The sequence below is a fragment of the Arthrobacter sp. 10T425 genome, assembly GCF_056393985.1.
In genome coordinates this window covers 142778-160427 of sequence record NZ_JBFTGZ010000010.1, presented here as the reverse complement: position 1 = coordinate 160427, position 17650 = coordinate 142778, and the positions used below count along the sequence as shown (strand labels likewise).

At 68.3% G+C, this 17650-nt stretch carries 19 protein-coding genes and 1 pseudogene; 7 read left to right on the top strand and 13 right to left on the bottom strand.

Features of this window, described 5'->3' with window-relative positions; translation table 11 throughout:
• The 9 genes from AC1DDH_RS13620 to AC1DDH_RS13580 form a co-directional block, all read right to left on the bottom strand.
• Positions 1–794, bottom strand: a 794-nt coding sequence (locus AC1DDH_RS13620; protein WP_476955614.1) for a thiolase family protein, incomplete at its 3' end; no start/stop codon positions are given.
• Complete coding sequence (gene pcaC, locus AC1DDH_RS13615) at positions 791–1276, bottom strand: 4-carboxymuconolactone decarboxylase (RefSeq protein WP_476859620.1); 486 nt, start codon at positions 1274–1276, stop codon at positions 791–793. The genes pcaC and AC1DDH_RS13620, both read right to left, overlap by 4 nt.
• Positions 1273–2091: an alpha/beta fold hydrolase gene (locus tag AC1DDH_RS13610; protein WP_230007407.1), complete on the bottom strand. Its 819-nt coding sequence runs from the start codon at positions 2089–2091 to the stop codon at positions 1273–1275. Before AC1DDH_RS13610 ends, pcaC begins: the two co-directional genes overlap by 4 nt.
• A complete protein-coding gene (locus AC1DDH_RS13605; RefSeq protein ID WP_476955613.1) occupies positions 2084–3631 on the bottom strand; it encodes a lyase family protein in 1548 nt (515 codons plus the stop codon). The genes AC1DDH_RS13610 and AC1DDH_RS13605 overlap by 8 nt, the downstream gene beginning before the upstream one ends.
• A complete protein-coding gene (gene pcaG / locus AC1DDH_RS13600; RefSeq protein ID WP_476955612.1) occupies positions 3628–4218 on the bottom strand; it encodes a protocatechuate 3,4-dioxygenase subunit alpha in 591 nt (196 codons plus the stop codon). Before pcaG ends, AC1DDH_RS13605 begins: the two co-directional genes overlap by 4 nt.
• Complete coding sequence (gene pcaH / locus AC1DDH_RS13595) at positions 4211–5119, bottom strand: protocatechuate 3,4-dioxygenase subunit beta (protein WP_476955611.1); 909 nt, start codon at positions 5117–5119, stop codon at positions 4211–4213. Before pcaH ends, pcaG begins: the two co-directional genes overlap by 8 nt.
• 41 nt (positions 5120–5160) lie before the next feature.
• Positions 5161–7134, bottom strand: a complete 1974-nt coding sequence (locus AC1DDH_RS13590) for a bifunctional sugar phosphate isomerase/epimerase/4-hydroxyphenylpyruvate dioxygenase family protein (protein WP_476955610.1) — start codon at positions 7132–7134, stop codon at positions 5161–5163.
• Complete coding sequence (locus tag AC1DDH_RS13585) at positions 7134–8015, bottom strand: shikimate dehydrogenase (RefSeq protein ID WP_230007572.1); 882 nt, start codon at positions 8013–8015, stop codon at positions 7134–7136. The genes AC1DDH_RS13590 and AC1DDH_RS13585 overlap by 1 nt, the downstream gene beginning before the upstream one ends.
• 201 nt (positions 8016–8216) lie before the next feature.
• A complete protein-coding gene (locus AC1DDH_RS13580; protein ID WP_230007573.1) occupies positions 8217–9059 on the bottom strand; it encodes an IclR family transcriptional regulator in 843 nt (280 codons plus the stop codon).
• Between the two features lie 225 nt (positions 9060–9284).
• Between AC1DDH_RS13580 and AC1DDH_RS13575 the strand changes: the two genes are divergently transcribed.
• Positions 9285–10601, top strand: coding sequence for an MFS transporter (locus tag AC1DDH_RS13575; RefSeq protein WP_223914915.1), 1317 nt, complete (start codon positions 9285–9287; stop codon positions 10599–10601).
• A gap of 127 nt (positions 10602–10728) precedes the next feature.
• Here the strand turns inward: AC1DDH_RS13575 and AC1DDH_RS13570 are convergent, their stop codons facing one another.
• Positions 10729–11814, bottom strand: coding sequence for an ATP-dependent DNA ligase (locus AC1DDH_RS13570; protein ID WP_476870329.1), 1086 nt, complete (start codon positions 11812–11814; stop codon positions 10729–10731).
• A gap of 118 nt (positions 11815–11932) precedes the next feature.
• On the opposite strand from AC1DDH_RS13570, the pseudogene AC1DDH_RS13565 reads away from it, so the two are divergent.
• From AC1DDH_RS13565 to AC1DDH_RS13555, 3 genes and pseudogenes are all read left to right on the top strand, one after another.
• A pseudogene (locus AC1DDH_RS13565) lies at positions 11933–12079 on the top strand (LLM class F420-dependent oxidoreductase); the annotation flags it as partial.
• A 71-nt stretch (positions 12080–12150) separates the two neighbouring features.
• Positions 12151–13884, top strand: a complete 1734-nt coding sequence (locus tag AC1DDH_RS13560) for an alpha-amylase family protein (RefSeq protein WP_476955609.1) — start codon at positions 12151–12153, stop codon at positions 13882–13884.
• A 152-nt stretch (positions 13885–14036) separates the two neighbouring features.
• Positions 14037–14273: a hypothetical protein gene (locus AC1DDH_RS13555; RefSeq protein ID WP_018775353.1), complete on the top strand. Its 237-nt coding sequence runs from the start codon at positions 14037–14039 to the stop codon at positions 14271–14273.
• Between the two features lie 4 nt (positions 14274–14277).
• On the opposite strand, the gene AC1DDH_RS13550 is transcribed toward AC1DDH_RS13555, so the two are convergent.
• The 3 genes from AC1DDH_RS13550 to AC1DDH_RS13540 all read right to left on the bottom strand — a co-directional run bounded on the left by AC1DDH_RS13550 (position 14278) and on the right by AC1DDH_RS13540 (position 16035).
• On the bottom strand, positions 14278–14604 hold the full coding sequence (locus AC1DDH_RS13550) for a MoaD/ThiS family protein (RefSeq protein ID WP_476850672.1): 327 nt from the start codon (positions 14602–14604) through the stop codon (positions 14278–14280).
• A 15-nt stretch (positions 14605–14619) separates the two neighbouring features.
• Positions 14620–15744, bottom strand: a complete 1125-nt coding sequence (locus tag AC1DDH_RS13545; protein ID WP_476856785.1) for a WD40/YVTN/BNR-like repeat-containing protein — start codon at positions 15742–15744, stop codon at positions 14620–14622.
• Positions 15745–15822: 78 nt separating this feature from the next.
• Positions 15823–16035, bottom strand: coding sequence for a hypothetical protein (locus AC1DDH_RS13540; protein ID WP_028277621.1), 213 nt, complete (start codon positions 16033–16035; stop codon positions 15823–15825).
• A gap of 150 nt (positions 16036–16185) precedes the next feature.
• Here AC1DDH_RS13540 and AC1DDH_RS13535 point away from each other — a divergent pair, with 150 nt between their 5' ends.
• The 3 genes from AC1DDH_RS13535 (at position 16186) to AC1DDH_RS13525 (ending at position 17556) form a co-directional block, all read left to right on the top strand.
• Positions 16186–16683, top strand: a complete 498-nt coding sequence (locus tag AC1DDH_RS13535; protein WP_476870327.1) for a universal stress protein — start codon at positions 16186–16188, stop codon at positions 16681–16683.
• A gap of 215 nt (positions 16684–16898) precedes the next feature.
• Entirely contained in the window at positions 16899–17258 is a 360-nt protein-coding gene (locus AC1DDH_RS13530) for a metal-sensitive transcriptional regulator (RefSeq protein ID WP_230012592.1), read from the top strand.
• Between the two features lie 67 nt (positions 17259–17325).
• On the top strand, positions 17326–17556 hold the full coding sequence (locus AC1DDH_RS13525) for a heavy-metal-associated domain-containing protein (protein WP_028277624.1): 231 nt from the start codon (positions 17326–17328) through the stop codon (positions 17554–17556).
• The last annotated feature ends 94 nt before the right edge of the window (positions 17557–17650 follow it).

The window sequence follows — 17650 nt, the reverse complement described above, 5'->3', positions numbered from 1 at the left end:
GCGGCCTTTTCACTGCCCAGCCACGCCGCGGACGCGCCGTCGGAGAGCGGGGACGCGTTCCCGGCCGTGACGGTGCCGTTCCCGGTCCGGAACACGGTCTTGAGCCCGGCGAGCTTCTCCGCCGAGGACCCGGGACGGATGCCCTCGTCGCGGACCAGGTCCGTGCCCGGGACCGGGACGACGAGGTTGTCGTAGAACCCCTCGTCCCAGGCCGCGGCGGCGAGGTTGTGGGAGGCGGCGGAGAACTCGTCCTGCTGCTCGCGGGTCACGCCGTACTTCTCCCGGAGCCGTTCGGTGGCCTCGCCCAGGGAGATGGTCCAGTCCTTCGGCATGGCCCGGTTCACCAGCCGCCAGCCCAGCGTGGTGGAGGCCAGGGTCAGGTCCCCGGCCGGGTAGGGCTTCTCGGTCTTGGGCAGCACCCACGGGGCCCGGGACATCGATTCGGCGCCGCCGATCAGCATCAGCTCGGCGTCGCCGGTGTTGATCTGGCGGGAGGCGATGATCGCCGCGTCCAGGGAGGAGCCGCAGAGCCGGTTGACCGTGGTGCCCGGGACCGAGACGGGCAGCCCGGCCAGCAGGGTGCCCATCCGGGCGACGTTGCGGTTCTCCTCGCCGGCGCCGTTCGCGTTGCCGAACACCACCTCATCGATCCGCTCGACGTCCAGGGCCGGGGCGCGCTTCACGGATTCGCGGATCACGTGCGCGGCGAGGTCATCCGGGCGGATCCCGGCGAGGCCGGAACCGAACTTCCCGAACGGCGTCCTCACAGCGTCATAGATAAATGCCTGATTCATGGGTTCTTGTCCGTTTCTGCTTCGTCCATGGCTGCGTCGTCCATGGAATGGAAGACCTGCTGGGCGGTCTTGAACGCGGTGTTGGCGGAGGGGACCCCGCAGTAGATGGCGGTCTGGAGCAGGATTTCCTTGATCTCGTCCCGGCTCAGGCCGTTGGTGATGGCGGCGCGGATGTGCATGGCCAGTTCTTCCCAGTGCCCGTGGGCCACCATGGCGGTCAGGGTGACGGCTGAGCGCATCTGGCGGCTGATCCCGGGCCGGGTCCAGATGCCGCCCCAGGCGATCCTGGTGATCATGTCCTGGAAGTCCTCCGTGAAGGAATCCTTGTTGGCGTTGGCGCGGTCCACGTGCGCGGCGCCGAGGACCTCGCGGCGGACTTTCATGCCGCCGTCGTAGATCTCCTGGCTGGTCGCGCCGGGCTGGACCACACCGTTGCGTTCGGGCCCGTGGAGTTCAGCACTGCCGGCTTCGGAGAGAGTCATGCTCCCGCTCCCTGGGACTCGGTCCAGGTGATGAGGCCCTTGAGCAGCTCGGCGACGTGACCCGGCGCCTCGAACGGCGCCAGGTGTGCCACGCCCTCCAGGCTGACGGCCGTGGCAGTGCCGCCGCCGGAGGTGATGCCCGCGGCGACTTCCCCGGCCATCGACGGCGGGGCGACGTCGTCCAGGGCGCCCGCCACAACCTGGGTGGGAACGCGGATGGTGCCGAGCTGGTCCCGCACGTCGAAGCCGGCCAGGGCCTCGCAGCAGAAGGCGTAGCTGAAGCGGTCGGCGTCCCTGAGGCTGTGCAGGAGCCGGCTGCTGAGCTCCGGCTGGCTCTCCATGAAGCCCGGCGCGAACCAGCGCTGCGCGGAACCCTGGATCATCACCGGGGTTCCCTGCGTGCGCACGGTTTCTGCGCGCTCCAGCCAGCCCTCGGCAGTGCCGAGCTTCGCGCCGGAACACTGCACTGAGAGGCTCTTGAGCCGGTCGCCGTGCTTGATGCCAAGCTGCAGTCCGGTGGCGCCGCCGAGGGATACCCCGGCGTAGTGGAAGCGCGCGCCCGGGGCGATCGAATCGACCAGGCCGATTACGGCATCCGCGAGGTCGGCGACCGTGAAGGTCTCCTCCGCCGCGGGCGAGACGCCGTGCCCCGGCAGGTCCCAGGCGATGACGTCGACGTCGGCGCCCAGCAACGTGCCGGCCTGGCTCCACAGCAGGGAGGATGTTCCGAGCGAGGGCCCGACGATGAGGAGGGGCTTGTCGCCGAGTTCGCGCTGGGGCGACAGCAGGACTGCTTTGACGGTGGGTCTAGCCACGGGAAGCTCCGTTCTGGATTTGGTGGGCGAGGGCGCCGGCCTGGCCGGTGTATTCCGGATACGCCGCGAGGATGCGGCGGGAGATCTCAGCGGCCTGGCCGAGGTAGTTGGCCGGGTTCAAAAGTTCCTCAAGCCGGGCGTCGCTGAGCAGCTCCTCCGGGACAGCGGCGCGGAGCAGTGCCCGGTAGGTGTCCGCCTGCTCCGCAGCCGGGGCCAAGAGCGTTTCGTCCACGACGGCCTGCAGCCGCTGTTTCCCGGTCCGGGCGGCTCCCGGGCCGGCACCGGTCCCGTCCACAACGGTCCCGTCCAAAAGCGGTGCGACGGCGGCGTTGACGGCTTCGGAAAGCAGCAGCGGGCCGCCGAGCTCGAGGTTGCGGCGCATCGCTCCGGGGAAGACCGCCATCCCTTCGGCCAGTTCGCGCAGCTGCACCGCGGCGCCGAGGGCCAGGCGCAGCAGCTGGCGCAGGGCCGCCCATTCGCTGTGCCAGGCGCCGTCGGGGCGTTCGTCGTTGAAATTGGCGGCCGCGAGATGCAGCTGTGCGGCCAGTGCCGGGGCCTGCAGGGCGGCGCTGCGGATCAGCACGGAGAGCACGGGGTTCTGCTTCTGCGGCATGGCCGAGGACACGCCGCGCCCCGCGACGCGCGGTTCCGCGATCTCGGCAACTTCGGGCCGGCTCAGGAACAGGACGTCTGCGGCCATCTTTCCGGCCGCGTCGGTCACCGCCGCCAGCGCGTCGCCGAGCGAGGTCACGGCCAGCCGGTTGCTGTGCCAGGGGGCAGGAACGGGAGCGAGACCCAGGCGGGCGGCCAGCCGGTCGGCGAGGTCAAACGGGGACAGCGTCCCCGCGGCCGGCCCAGCGCCGTCAGTGAGTACAGCGCCGTCAATAAGTACAGTGCCGTCAATAAGTACAGTGCCGGAAGCCAGGGTCCCGGCGGCGCCGCCGGTCTGTACCGGCAGTTCGAGGGCCTCGAGCCGGCCGGCCGCGGCGGCCAGCCCGCTGAACCATTGCGCGGCCCGCAGCCCGAAGGTGTAGGGAAGCGAGTGCTGGGTCAGGCTGCGGGCCACACAAAGCGTGTGCCCGTGGGTTTCGGCGAGGCCGGCGAGGGCGGCCGTTGCCGACCGGAGCTCCGCGAGCAGTTCGCGGATGGCCCCGGCGGCCAGCACCATCAGGGCAGAGTCGAGCACGTCCTGGCTGGTCAGCGAGGTGTGAACGGCGCGGACGGCACCGAGTCCGGCGGTGTCCAGGTTCCTGACCTGCTCCCGGAGGTCGGCGAGCAGCGGGATGACGGGGTTGCCGCCGCCTTGGGCCCGGACGGCGAGGTCCGCGACGTCGTACCGCTGCACGTCCGCGGCGGCGGCCACCACCGCGGCGGAGCCGGCCGGGGCCAGGCCAGCCTCGTCCAGGACCGCCGCCCAGGCGGCCTCGACCTTGAGGATGGCGGCGAGCACCGCACGGTCCCCGGTCAGCGCCGCCACGAACGGCGACGCCGACACGGGACTGAGCAGGCCGGCGTCGCCGTCGGTTTCGAAGAAGGTCACTTGGAGGCACCCTCGGCGCCGCTGAAATCCAGGAACACGGTCTCGCCCTCGCCCTGGAGGCGGATGTCCCAGTTCAGTCCGCCGTCGGGATCCCGGCGTGCGATCAGGGTCCGGCGCCGGTCCGGGTCAAGCGAGCTGAGCAGCGGATCCTTGGCCAGGGCTTCCTCGTCTTCCGGCAGGTAGACGCGGGTGAACAGGCGGTTCATCAGGCCCCGGGCAAAGACGGCGACGGCAATGAACGGCGCCGCGCCCTCCTCGGTGGGGCCGGGGTTCACCGTGGTGAAGGTGAAGGCGCCGGTGTTGCCGACAGCGCTGCGGCCGAAGCCGGTGAAGGTGTAGCCGTCCCGGACCAGGGAGCCCGTGCGGTGCGGGACCTTGCCGTCCGCGTCGGCCTGCCAGATCTCCAGGATCGCGTCCGGGATCGGGTGCCCGGCGCCGTCATAGACGGTGCCCTGGAGCCGGATGGAACCCGGGGATCCGGGAGCCAGGAGCTCGCGGTCCTTGGCGAAGGGCAGGGCGTAGCCATAGAACGGCCCCACGGTCTGGCCCGGTGTCGGGGTGAGTTTACCCACGGCGTTGCTATTCATTCTCATCGCCTCCTGCGCCCAATGCCTCGTTTTCGGTCCAGGTCCGCTTGGACCCGGTCAGGACGATGTCCCAGTTGTACGCCAGAGCCCATTCAGGCTTGGTCTGGTCGTGGTTGTAGGTGGCCACGAGCCGGTCGCGGGCATCCTGGTCCACGATCGACTGGTAGATCGGGTCCAGCGGGAACAGCTGGTCACCGGGGAAGTACATCTGGGTGACGATCCGCTGGGTGAACTCCTGCCCGAACAGGGAGAAGTGGATGTGGGCCGGGCGCCAGGCATTGAGGTGGTTCTTCCACGGGTAGGCGCCGGGCTTGATGGTGGTGAAGCTGTAGGAGCCGTCCGCGCCCGTGATGCAGCGGCCGACGCCGGTGAAGTTGGGATCCAGCGGTGCCGGGTGCTGGTCACGCTTGTGGATGTAGCGGCCGGCGGAGTTCGCCTGCCAGATTTCGACAAGCTGGCCGGCGACGGGGCGTCCGTCGCCGTCGAGCACCCGGCCGGAGACCACGATGCGTTCGCCGAGCGGCTCGCCGTTGTGCGCGATGGTCAGGTCCGCTTCCAGCGCGTGCACGTCCATGTGCCCGAACGCCGGCGAGTACAGTTCGATGGTTTCCGGATCCGCGTGGTGCAGATCCTTGGTGGGGTGGCGCAGGACGCTGCTGCGGTACGGCGCGTAGTCGAGCCGCGGCTGGGTTTCGGCCGGGGCTCCGCCTTTGAGGGCCTGCGCGTACGCTTCGCCGATCGCCTTCATCTCGGCGCTGAGGTCCGCCTGCGACTCCGCGGCAGTATCCAAGGCATGGGCGGCGGGCGCATGCGTCTTTGGTGCGGCCTCCGTGGCTTCGTCGGACACGTCCTCGGTGATCGGGTCGGCGTTGAAGACGTCGAGGTTGATTTCTTCAGGCACAGCAGCCTCCTTTCGTTGGTGTGTTTGTTGTTCGGATGGGGTCAGGAAGTACGGGTCAGCTGGTGCAGGTGGTCGTACTGGACGGCGTGCCGCACCGGGGCGTTCGGGGCGCCATAGCCGTCGTAGGCACCGCGGCGCTCCACCATTTCGAAGAACACGCTGCCCACGGTGGCGGTGTAGAAGTGCAGGAACTCGCCGTCGGCGTCGCGGTCATAGAGCAGGTTGAGCTCACGGAGCGTGGCCAGGATTTCCGGGTCCAGAGCGAACCGGGCGTCGAGGTCCTCGTAGTAGTTCGCGGGGATCTGCAGGAAGTCCAGTCCGCGGTCCCGTGCGGCCCGGGCCGTGGCCACGAGGTCATCGACAGCGAAGGCGATGTGTTCCTGGTAGCCGGGGCGGTGGCCGGTGCCGGCAGTCCCTTCCTGCTGGATCAGCGGGGCCAGGTTCAGCACCAGGCGGACGCCGCGGTCCTGCGTCAGCACCACCTGGGACCGGACCAGCCCGGTGGGGCTGGCCACCTCGGCGAACGGCTGCGGTTCCAGTGCGAGGGCGCTGGTGTAGAAGAGCACGGCCTCGTCGAAGTGCTGCCACGGCTGCGCGAGGTTCACGTGGTCGATCACCGCGCCCGGGTGCTCTGCCGGGTCCGCCGCGGCGACGTCCAGGCCGTCGCCGAATTCCCGGGTCCACGCGGCGGTGCCGTCCGGGCTGCCCTGGCAGAGGAAGATTTCGGTGGAGTCCGGCGCGGCGAAGCCCTGGAAGACTTCCTCGTTGGCCTGGCTCTTGCGCGGAACGGCGGGGGCCTTGAGCTGCTGGGCGCGGGCGGCGGCGATAACGGGAGAGTCGACGTCGAAGCCCAGGGCGGAGATGGCAGCGGCGGCGGGAGCCGGCTGGCCGGTACCGGCGGCAGCGGTCGCCGTGCCGATGGCTGCCGGTTCTTCGTTGATGATCACGCGCGCGTGGCCCATGGTCCACAATTGCACATCCTTCGTGCGATGCCGCCCGTTGAACGCAAACCCCAGCTGGCCCAGCAGGGTTTCCAGTCCGGCGGTGTCACCGGCCCGGACCTCGGCGAAGTTGAAGCCGGCGGGCTCGGCCACGCGGGGAAGCGTGGCAAGCTCCATGGGGTAGCGGCGCCGGGCACCGGACACCGGGCCGGCCGCCCCCCTGACCATGCCGTCTGCTGCATTCGCCGGGTTTGCCTCGAGCCAGGCGGCGCTCTGCTCTTCGAGCCAGATCAGCGACCGCATGGCGTCGACGGCGGTGCGTTCGACGTCGGCCTGGCGGAAGACGTCGTTGAATACTTCCAGCGACACCGGTCCCGTGTAGCCCGCGCGGACCACGTGGCCCATGAACTTGGCGAGTTCGAACTGGCCCTCCCCTGGAAACACCCGGTAGTGCCGGCTCCAGGACAGCACGTCCATGGACAGCTTGGGGGCATCGGCGACCTGGACGAAGAAGATTTTCTCCGGGTCGAAGGCCTCGATCGGCGCGGTATCCCAGTCCCGGGAGAGGATGTGGAAAGAGTCCAGGCAGGTGCCCAGGTTGGGGTGGTCCACCATCCCAACCAGCCGGTGGGCGTGCTCGTAGTCGTTCACGTACTTGCCCCAGGCCAGGGCCTCATAGGCGACCTTGACGCCGTGGTCACCCGCGAGGTCCGCGAGCCGGGAAAGCTGTGCGGCGCGGAGCTCGTCATCGTCGATCGTGGCGGTGCCGACGTTGGAGCAGAGCAGCATGGTGTCCATGCCCAGGCGGGACATGAGCCGGAACTTGGCGTCCGCGCGGCGCAGGTTGGCGGCGAGCAGGTCCTCGGGAACGCTGTCGAAGTCCCGGAAGGGCTGGTAGAGGTCAAGGGTCAGGCCGAGGTCGGCGGCCAGTTTCCGGACGTCCTCCGGGCTCAGCGGGGACGTCACGAGATCCTGTTCGAAGATCTCGATCCCGTCGAAGCCGGCAACGGCGCAGGCCTGCATTTTTTCCCGCAAGGTGCCGGCGAGGCAGACGGTGGCGATCCCGGTGCGCATCAGGCGGGCACCTCTTCCGCGGCCACAAGTTCCAGGAAGTGGGAGCGCATGCGGTCGGCGTCGGCCTGGCGCCCGGTGAAGATCCGGAAGGCGTCCGCCGCCTGGCCCACGGCCATCCGGCCGCCGTCGAGCACCTCGCAGCCCTTGGCGCGCGCCTCGCGGACGAGCTCGGTTTCGATCGGCCGGTACACGATGTCGGCCACCCAGTGCCGGGACTCCACGAGGGACATGTCCAGCGGAACCCCCGGATGGGCGGCCATGCCCACCGGGGTGCAGTGCACCAGGCCGTCGGCCTGCGGCATGAGCTGCGGGAGCTCCGCCGTCGTCCGGGCGGTGACGGTCCGGTCCGGGAAGAACCCGGCGAGCTCGGCCGCCCGTGCGGCGGACCGGGCCGCGTCGGTGTCCACGAGGTCCAGCTCGCGGACCCCCGCGGTGAGCAGGGCGTAGGCGACGGCGGAGCCGGCGCCGCCGGCTCCCAGCTGCACCACGCGATCCAGGGTGGCGCCGGGAAGCCCGGAGGCCAGCGCCGCGGCGAAGCCGGAGAAGTCGGTGTTGTGGCCGATGAAGCGGCCGTCGCGGATCACCACGGTGTTGACGGCGCCCAGGCGCCGGGCGTCGGCGGAGACCTCATCCAGGTACTCGAGCACGAGCTGCTTGCAGGGGTGCGTGATGTTCAATCCGTTGAACCCGAGGCTTCGGGCGCCGGAGAGCAACTCCCCCACGGCCCGGCCGGGCAGGCCGAGTTCGGTGAGGTCGATGGGGCGGTAGAGGTACCGGAGGCCCTGCACGTCGCCCTCGCGTTCATGCATGTAGGGCGTGAGGGAGGGCATGACGCCGTCTCCCACGAGGCCCACGAGGAAGGACTCTGCTCGATTGCTCATCCAGTTTGCTCCTTTGACAACGGCACTCGGCGGGCTGCGACGCTTGCGGCGTCCGCGGCGGGCCGGGTGATAGGGATTACATTACAGACTTTGTTCACATGTTGCACTGTTGTTCGAATGACGAACATATTATTACGGCGCCGGTTCGTTTCGGCGCCCGCTTTCATGACGCAGGCTTTCATGACGCAGGCTGGTCGGCCGTCACCGCTGGGGCAGCCGGGCCGACAGCTCGGCGGCCGCCGCCTGCAGCAGCGGCACGAGGGCCACGAGAGCCTCCATGCTCAGGCGGAAGACCGGGACCGCCGTGGCCAGCGAGGCGAAGGCGTGCCCCTGGGCGTTGAAAACCGGGACGGCGACGGCGCGCATGCCGAGTTCGTTTTCCTCATCCATGGTGGCGAAGCCCTGGCGCCGGACCTGCTCGATTTCGGCCCGGAAAGCCTCGCGGTCCGTAATGGAGAGCGCCGTCAGCGGTTCCAGGGGCAGCTCCTCGACGAGCTGGGCGCGGGTGGCGTCGTCGGCGAACGCCACCAGTGCCTTGCCCACCGAGGTGGTATGAAGTGCCCCTAGATGCCCGGGGTCGCTCGTGACCCGGAAGGTCTGCGGGCCGTCCACCTTGTTCACCGTCAGGTGGTGGATGCCGTCCCGCACGGAGAGGATGGTCGCCTCACCCGTTTCCTCGGTCACGCGCCGCAGGATGGGCAGCGCCGTACCCGCGAAGCCGTGGTGGTTGGAGACGCGCTGGCCAAGCTGGAAGACCCTCAGTCCCAGGTGGTACCGGCGGCCGTCCGGCTCGTAGTCAACGAAGCCGTCCCGCGTCAGGGAGCCGAGCAGGCGGTAGGTGGTACTGAACGGCAGATCCGCGCGGCGGGAGATCTCCGCGGCGCTGGCGCCCCGCGGCTCGTCGCCCAGGAGGACCAGCAGGCCCAGGGCCTTGCCCACCATGTCCGTCCGCGAGTCCTCCCTGGCGGCCTTGGCAGGCTTCGAAGGGGCTTCCGCCGGATACCCGGAAGCGGCGGGAACATCTGTGGTTTGATTCACACTCATGCATCGATGTTCCCACATAGTGAGAGCTATTTCTAGATGGTGATTATTTTTGTTGACAAGTGACTGTGCTCACAGTCATGATTGCTACATCGCACAAGTAGCTTCCACCATGTGGCTACTAGTCCGGGTCTTTCCACGGACCTCCGGCTGCACCACACTTAAGCAAGCGGCAGCCGAGACCTTCCTGATCCATCCGCGACAACGTCGTCACACCAAAGGAACACCATGAGCCACACTGTCCCGTCCACGACGCCGGGTATAACCACAGGAGGGACGCCGAAGAAGGCGGCCCTTGCCAGCTTCCTGGGCAGCGCCGTCGAGTATTACGACTTCTTCATCTTCGGTTCCGCAGCCGCGCTGATCTTCCCGCATGTCTTCTTCCCCGATGCGGACACCAACGCGGCGATCATGTCGTTCGCCACCTTCGGCTTTGCCTACATTGCCCGCCCGGTCGGCGCCGTTATCCTCGGCCACTTCGGTGACAGGATAGGGCGCCGGAAGGTCCTCATGTTCACGCTGTTGCTGATGGGCGCCTCCACCTTTGCCATCGGCTGCCTGCCGGACTTCAAGACGGTCGGCTGGTGGGCCCCTGTCCTGCTGGTGCTGGCGCGTCTTTGCCAGGGCTTTTCCGCCGCCGGCGAGCAGGCCGGCGCCTCGTCCATGACGCTCGAGCACGCCCCGGACAACCGCCGCTCCTTCTTCACCTCCTGGACCCTGACCGGCACCCAGGGCGGCCAGATCCTTGCCGCCCTCGTCTTCATCCCGGTCCTCGCTCTGCCTGACGACATCAAGTACACGATCGGCTGGCGCATCCCGTTCTGGCTCAGCGCCGTGGTTGTGCTGATCGCGTTCTTCATCCGCCGCACCCTGCACGAACCGCCGGCGTTTGAGGAGGCCCAGAAGACCAAGCAGATCTCCAAGCTCCCCGTCGCGGACCTCCTCAAGAGCCACTGGCGCGATGTCCTCCGCGTCATCGCCTGCGCCTTCATCGCCGCCGTGTCCACCGTCTTCGGCACCCTGGCCATCAGCTACGCCAAGAACGTCGCCGGCGTGGACGGCACCACCACCCTCTGGCTCGTCGTCGGCGCCAACTTCATGGCACTGGGCACCCAGCCGCTCTTCGGCATGCTCGCCGACAAGATCGGCCGCAAGCCGGTCTTCATCTACGGCGCACTGTCCAGCGCAGCCCTGACCCCGGTCTTCCTGTTGAGCCTCGAATCCGGCAACGTCGCGCTGATGTTCCTTACGGCAATCGCGTTCTTCTCCTTCGGCTACGCTGCGGCCAACGCGGTCTGGCCCTCCTTCTACGCCGAGATGTTCAGCACCAACGTCCGCTTCTCCGGCCTCGCAATCGGCACCCAGCTGGGCTTCCTGATGGCCGGCTTCGCCCCGGCGATCGTGGCGGCCATGGGCGGCATCCAGCCCGGTGGCTGGGTCCAGATCTCCATCTTCACCGCAATCATCTGCCTCATCGCCACCGTCGCGGCGCTGACGGCCAAGGAAACATTCCGGGTCCCCACCAAGCAGCTCGGCCAGCGGTAGCCCCCGCACCGGCAGCGGATCTCAACCGCACTTCAGCACAGCTTTTCCGCACCGCACGACGGCGGCCCGTCCCTTTGGGGGCGGGCCGCAGTCGTTGATGCGTTGAGCGGGTCAGCGGGCTAACCGGTTAGCGGGCGGCGCCCAGTACCGCGGCGAGATCGAACTTCACCGGTTCCTCCAGCTGGTCATAGGTGCAGGAGCGCGGATCACGGTCCGGACGCCAGCGCAGGAACTGGGCTGTGTGCCGGAACCGTTCGCCCTCCATATGGTCATACTTCACTTCCACCACGCGCTCGGGCCGCAGCGGGGTGAAGGACAGGTCTTTGCCGCCGCTCCACCGGCTTCCCTCGGCCTTCCGCGGAGTGCGCGCCCCCTCCTCCTGCCGGGCCCAGGCCCAGGGGTGGCCGTCAAAACCGGTGACCAGCTCCTGCAGCTCGGCAAACAGCTCCGCGCGCCGGGCCATCGGGAAAGCTCCCACCACGCCGACGTTCGCCAGCACCCCGGCGTCGTCGTAGAGCCCCAGGAGCAGCGAGCCGATCCGGTCCGGACCGGATGTGTGCACGCGGTATCCGGCGAGCACGCAGTCCGCCGTCCGTTCGTGCTTGACCTTGACCATCACGCGCTTGTCCGGCTGGTAGCTGCCCTCCAGCGTCTTGGCCACAATCCCGTCCAGTCCGGCGCCCTCGAACTGCCGGAACCAGCGCTGCGCCGTGTCCCGGTCGGAGGTCGCGGCCGTGAGGTGGACCGGCGCCGCGCTGGCTGCCAGTGCGCGCTCCAGCTGCCGGCGGCGCTCGGAGAAGGGTTTGCCCGTGAGATCCTCGTCGCCGAGGGCCAGCAGGTCGAACGCCACGAAGCGAGCCGGGGTCTGTTCCGCGAGCAGCTTCACCCGGCTGGCGGCCGGATGGATGCGCTGCTGGAGCGCGTCGAAATCCAGCCGGTCCCCGGAGGCCGCCACCAGGATGATCTCGCCGTCCACCACGCAGCGTTCCGGCAGCTCCGACTTCAGCGCCTCGACAAGCTCGGGGAAATAGCGCGTCATCGGCTTGCCATTCCGGCTGCCGATCTCCACCTCGTCGCCGTCACGGAAGATGATGGAGCGGAACCCGTCCCATTTCGGCTCAAAGAGCCAGCCCGTTCCGGCGTCCGGCGACGGCAGGGCCGGCAGCGCTTTGGCCAGCATGGGCGCAATGGGAGGCATCAACGGCAGGTGCATAGCGCCCATTCTTGCGCCGCGGACCCAGGACCGCCAGCCCCACGCTGTGGGTCCTCGCGAGGGGCTCCTCAACTGGGGGCTCCTCGACACGGCCCGGCCCCGGCGGTAAACATGGGTGATGGCTACCATCGGGTTCCACGCCTCGCATGAGCAGATCAGCCCCCGGCGCCTCCTGCAGGACGTTCAACTGGCCGGGCAGGCCGGCTTCGATGCCGCCATGTGCTCGGACCATATTGAGCCGTCGTCCGCCCGGCAGGGCCACACCTTCGCCGAACACGTCCTCCCCCAGCTCCGCCCGGCGGCGGGACAGGCTCCGTTCGGAACGGACGGTGCGCTGTGAGAATCGCCGAGACCTCGGACCTCTGGTGGAAGAACGCGGTGATTTACTGCCTGGATCCGGAGACGTTCATCGACGGCGACGGCGACGGCACCGGAGATTTCGGCGGACTGATCCAACGGGTGGACTATCTTGCCGCGCTCGGCATCACGTGCATCTGGCTCATGCCCTTCTACCCTTCCCCGGACCGCGACGACGGCTACGACGTCACCGACATGTACGGCGTGGATCCCCGGCTCGGAACCCTGGGGGACCTGGTGGAATTCATCCGCACGGCCAACGACCGCGGCATCCGGGTGATCGCGGACTTCGTCATCAACCACACCTCCGACCGGCACCCGTGGTTCGTCCAGGCGCGCAAGTCCGTGGACAACCCCTACCGCGACTACTACGTCTGGCGGAAGGACACGCCGCCGGACACCTCGGACCAGGTGGTGTTTCCCGGCGAGGAAACGTCCATCTGGACCCAGGACAAGGCCACCGGTGAGTGGTATCTGCACATGTTCGCCAAACACCAGCCGGACCTGAACGTGATGAATGCCAAGGTGCGGGACGAGATTGCGAAGTCAATGGGATTCTGGCTGCAGCTGGGCCTGGACGGCTTCCGGCTGGACGCGGTGCCCTTCTTCCTGGAGCTGGTCGGCGAGCCCAAGGATGAAGCCGCGAAAATCGACCCACACCAGTACCTGAGCGCCCTGCGCAGCTTCCTCAACCGCCGCCATGGCAGCGCGGTGCTGCTGGGCGAGGTCAACCTTCCATACAAAGAGCAGCTGAAGTACTTCGGCGGCCCTGCCGGCAACGAGCTGAACATGCAGTTTGATTTCCTCTCCATGCAGAACATGTACCTGTCACTGGCCCGGCAGGACGCCCGGCCGCTGGCCCGGACGCTCGGCAGCCGTCCGAAGGTCAATCCCGACAACCAATGGGCCATGTTCGTCCGGAACCACGATGAACTCACCCTGGACAAGCTCAGCGATGCCGAACGCGAGGAGGTCTTCGCGGCCTTCGGTCCGGATCCCGACATGCAGATGTACGGCCGCGGACTGCGGCGGCGGCTGCCCACCATGCTCGGCGGCGACCCGGCCAGGATCCGCATGGTGTACTCCCTGATGTTCTCGCTGCCGGGCACCCCGGTGCTCTTCTACGGCGAAGAGATCGGGATGGGCGAAGATCTGCGCGCGAAGGGCCGCTCGGCCGTCCGCTCCCCCATGCAGTGGGACCACACCGAAAATGGCGGCTTCTCGACCGCCCCGCCGGGGGACCTCGTCGCCCAGCCCGTGGACGGACCGTACGGGCCCGCGCGCATCAACGCCGCGGCCGCGAAACGGGATCCCGATTCGCTGTGGAACTTCATCGCGACACTGATCCAGCGGTACCGGGAATGTCCCGAGCTCGGCTGGGGCAGGTTTGCCCTCATCAAGCAGGCCTCACCGGCGGTGTTGCTGCACCGTTGCACGTGGGACGGCTCTACAGTAGTGGTCGCCCACAATTTTGGCGCCGAACCGGCGTCTGTGACGGCCTCGGTGGTCCCGCCGGAGGGCGAGGAAGGCGGCCCGGCGGGTCCGGACGGGAAGGGCGCGGCGGGGCGGTCTTACGCCGGGGCCGTGCTCCGGGACCTGCTCGGCGGCGAGGACATCCCGCTCTCCGACGACGGCGCCTTCGAAGTCCCGCTGGACCGCTACGGGTACCGGTGGTTCCGGGTCGAGCGCCCGGGCGAACGCCAGCTCCCCTGAGGGCGCCCGCAGCCCTGATGGTGGCCGGTATCCGCTGCGCCCCCGAAATCTAACCGGCCCCTTACCGTGCCGAAACGCGGACGCAACATTGGCGCAGGAGACTGGAAGTGCCGGCAAGAGCAGGCACCGACTCCAGTCCAGGAGGCCCCGCCATGTTGAAGGAAGCGAAAGCCCATGTAACCCGCGTCCGCGCGCTCGACCAGCTGCACCGCGGCGACGAGATCGAGGCCCGCCTGCGGGTGGGCCCGAACTACGATGACGTCGTGATCCGCCGCGGCAGCGTTCAGGAAACGGCCCCCGGAATCGGCGTCGTCTGGATCATGGACCGCCACACCGGCATGCGCAAGGCCATCAATGCCGACGAATGCAGCGTCTGGCGGGTCGCCTGAGGCGTCAGCCTCCGGCCACCGACTGGATGATGAGGACCTCCTGGCCCGGCGCCACGGCAGTCACCAGACCCTGCAGCCGCCGGATTTCATTCCCGTTGACGTATATATTCACGTAACGGCGAACACTTCCGGTCTCGTCCCGCAACCGCCGCGACAGCGCCGGATAGCCCCCGGTCACCGTATCCAGCACCCACTCCACCGTCACCGCTGCCTCGGCGGGCGCAGTCAGGATGGACTGCCCGCCGGCGAGCGGTTGGAGGACGCTGGGCAGGACCACGCTGATCGCCGAGTCTGCCGGCATGGCGTCGCCGCTGATCTCGCCGCTGTTCATGCGCTTTTTACCCCTTCACGCCTGCGCCGGGAGCAGGGCAGTGGAGACCACGGCTGCCCGCACGCACAGCACATCCGGCAGGTGCGAGGCGACCTCGGTAAAGTGTTCTCCCTCGTCAGCGCTGGCGTAGACACTGCCGCCGCGCGTCCCGAAGTAGACGCCCGCAGGCTCCGCGCTGTCGACGCTGGCAGCATCACGGAGCACGGCGTTGTACTCGGCTTCCGGCAGCCCGGCATCGAGCCGTTTCCAGTTGGCGCCGGCGTCATCCGTCCGGTGCACGGCCAGCTTCCCGTCCGGCGGGATACGTTCGCCGTCAGCCTTCAGCGGGACCACCCAGGCGGTACCGGCCCGGCGCGGATGCGTCAGCATCACAAAACCGAAGTCCGCCGGCAGCCCCTCGGCGATCGACTCCCACGATTCGGCGCCGTCGTCGCTGCGGTACACGCCGTGATGGTTTTGCGCGTACAGGCGGCCGTCGACGGCGGCGTCGGCCGCGATCTTGTGGACGCACTGGCCGAATTCCGGGTTGGGATCCGGCATGAAGTACGCGGAAATTCCCTTGTTGCGCGGCTCCCAGGAGGCGCCGCCGTCGAGCGAGCGGTAGACCCCTCCGGTGCTCATGGCGACGTGGACTTTCTCGCCCGTGGGGTCGACGACGATCGAGTGCGCCGCAGCGCCGCCATAGCCTGCGCCCCATTCGCTGCGGTGCGGATGGTCCCAGAGGCCGCGGTTGAGCTCAAAGTGCTCGCCGCCGTCGGTGGATTTCCAGACCGAGATCGGTTCGCAGCCCGCCCACACGACGCCCGGGCGGGAGTCGGCGTCGGGATAGATCTGCCAGATCCGTTCCAGGGCGGCGTCGGTGCCGTCGGGGAACGTGATGGCGCCGTTTTCGGGTTCGGTCCAGGATCCGCCGAGATCATCTGAGTGGAAAACCGTGGGGCCCCAGTGCTCGGAGCGGACCCCCACCAGGATCCGGGTCCTGTCATCGCGGGTATCGATGGCGATGCTGGGCACCTCACTCATCAGAAAATGCGGGCCGGACAGCGACCAGTCCTTCCGGTCCCGGCTGGTCGCCAGCCAAAGGCCTTTCTTGGTCCCGATCGCCAGGACGTAACTCTCTGCAGTAGCCATGGGGTCCATGCAACCATCCCCGCCCGAAGGCCGCAACGGTTTTCTCCCGGCGTCCGCCGGCATGCGCTGCCGCGCCGGTGGCATCTTTCAGTCGACGAACTCCGACTGCGTCTCGATGAAGTCCCAGTCCGCGGCCGTCAATACGGCCGCGCCGGCGGCGGACGGCTCAGCCGGACCGGGCCCGCCGGCATCCGCGATTCCCCGCTGCACGGCCTCGGGCAGTTCAATGGTCCGCAGGTTTTCCCGAAGCCATTCCTTGCTCGCCAAATCCAGATCCAACCACCACATGTAGATCTCCACGGCGGCCACCTCCTCCTGTGTTCTTCAACCGTAGGCCCCACCCCCGGGCTGTTCAAGGGAGGCCGCGGCAAACGGCGCCCGCACCGTCCCGGGCCGGCAGACGGGAAGTAAGCCCCTGTTCAGGGCCGCACCCCGGCGCCAGAATGAAGTATGCCTGACGACTCCGCCCACGGCCCTGCGCCCCTCGTGGTGGGTGTGGTTCCGGGACAGTATCCGGAAGTGCTGCAGACGGCGGCATCCCTCGCGAAGTCCCTCGCCGCGCCCTTGATCTGCGCCTACGTGGACGAGGCCAGCTACCTCGTGGAGTGGGACCCGGCGCGGTCCGCGCACCGCCTGTCCCTGCACCCGGACGCGGACGACGCCCGGATCCGGGCCACCGCCCAGGAGCTGCGTTCCGCTGTTGAGGCACTCTGCGTTCCCCTGGGAATCGACTGGACGCTGCGCACCCTGGCCGGGGATCCCGCCCGGGCGATCGGCAGGCTGGCCGCGGACACCAACGCATCCATGATCGTGGTGGGGACCCCCGAACGCGGCATCGGCCACCGCATCTCCGCCGCGCTGAACGGCTCCGTGGCGGCATGGCTCAGCCACCATCAGGAACGTCCGATCCTGATCGTTCCGGGCGTCGCTCCGGCAGGAAGAAAATAAAGCGAAAGTACTTATTCAGAGCGCTGGTGCTACCCCACTACCGGCGAGTAAGCTCGATCTGTAGGCCGGAGGAACGGCCTACCCCAAAGCTGCTCCGGAGTGCGTATCCCCCAATAACGCACTCCGGAGCTCTTTGTTTTGCGCAGCATTCCACATCCTGGGCCTGCCCGGGCCGCGGGCTTGAAACATACCCCTAGGGGGTATATGTTGAGGGCATGAGCGAGTCAGAAGTCCCCGGCACGGCACGTCTGGACACTGTTCCCCTTGACGCCCCGCCCCATGAACACGGCTACACGTCCAACAAGGACGCCTACCTTCGCCGTCTCAAGCGGATCGAAGGGCAGGTCCGCGGCATCGCCCGGATGGTTGACGAGGACAAATACTGCATCGACATCCTCACCCAGGTCGCCGCCGTCACCAAGGCCCTGCATGCCGTGAGCCTCGGGCTCGTCGAAGAGCACATCGGCCACTGCGTTGTCGGCGCCGCCGCCGAGCCAGACCCGGAGCTTCGGGCGGAGGCCATCGATGTCAAAGTCAAGGAGGCCACCGATGCCATCGGACGCCTGCTCCGCTAGTACCCGTACCACCCACCACACCACCGGGCCGGGGAACCATACCCGGCTCAGCGACAAGGAGCACCCCATGGCCCCCGTTTCCACCACCGTCAACGTTTCCGGCATGACCTGCGGCCACTGCGTGTCCTCTGTCAGCGAAGAACTTGAGGCGCTCTCCGGCGTCGAAAAGATCGACGTCGACCTCAACGCCGGCGGCATCTCCACCGTCACGATCACCTCCAACGAAGCACTGTCCTCCTCCGAAATCGGCGAGGCAATCGCCGAAGCCGGCTACCTCGTGGTCGCCAGCGAAGCCTGAGTGACAACAGCGCCGTCAGGCGCAGACACCGGACCGGCAACCGCCGTCGGGCGCAGACACCGGAACGGCAGACAACCAATCGAGCCAGAAAAGA

Coding starts and splice junctions, on each gene's coding strand:
- pcaC (WP_476859620.1), bottom strand. CDS start 1,276: ATGACTCTCTCCGAAGCCGGCAGTGCTGAACTCCACGGGCCCGAACGC.
- AC1DDH_RS13575 (WP_223914915.1), top strand. CDS start 9,285: ATGAGCCACACTGTCCCGTCCACGACGCCGGGTATAACCACAGGAGGG.
- AC1DDH_RS13545 (WP_476856785.1), bottom strand. CDS start 15,744: ATGGACCCCATGGCTACTGCAGAGAGTTACGTCCTGGCGATCGGGACC.
- AC1DDH_RS13580 (WP_230007573.1), bottom strand. CDS start 9,059: ATGAGTGTGAATCAAACCACAGATGTTCCCGCCGCTTCCGGGTATCCG.
- AC1DDH_RS13590 (WP_476955610.1), bottom strand. CDS start 7,134: ATGCGCACCGGGATCGCCACCGTCTGCCTCGCCGGCACCTTGCGGGAA.
- AC1DDH_RS13585 (WP_230007572.1), bottom strand. CDS start 8,015: ATGAGCAATCGAGCAGAGTCCTTCCTCGTGGGCCTCGTGGGAGACGGC.
- AC1DDH_RS13570 (WP_476870329.1), bottom strand. CDS start 11,814: ATGCACCTGCCGTTGATGCCTCCCATTGCGCCCATGCTGGCCAAAGCG.
- AC1DDH_RS13535 (WP_476870327.1), top strand. CDS start 16,186: ATGCCTGACGACTCCGCCCACGGCCCTGCGCCCCTCGTGGTGGGTGTG.
- AC1DDH_RS13525 (WP_028277624.1), top strand. CDS start 17,326: ATGGCCCCCGTTTCCACCACCGTCAACGTTTCCGGCATGACCTGCGGC.
- AC1DDH_RS13555 (WP_018775353.1), top strand. CDS start 14,037: ATGTTGAAGGAAGCGAAAGCCCATGTAACCCGCGTCCGCGCGCTCGAC.
- AC1DDH_RS13550 (WP_476850672.1), bottom strand. CDS start 14,604: ATGAACAGCGGCGAGATCAGCGGCGACGCCATGCCGGCAGACTCGGCG.
- pcaG (WP_476955612.1), bottom strand. CDS start 4,218: ATGAATAGCAACGCCGTGGGTAAACTCACCCCGACACCGGGCCAGACC.
- AC1DDH_RS13530 (WP_230012592.1), top strand. CDS start 16,899: ATGAGCGAGTCAGAAGTCCCCGGCACGGCACGTCTGGACACTGTTCCC.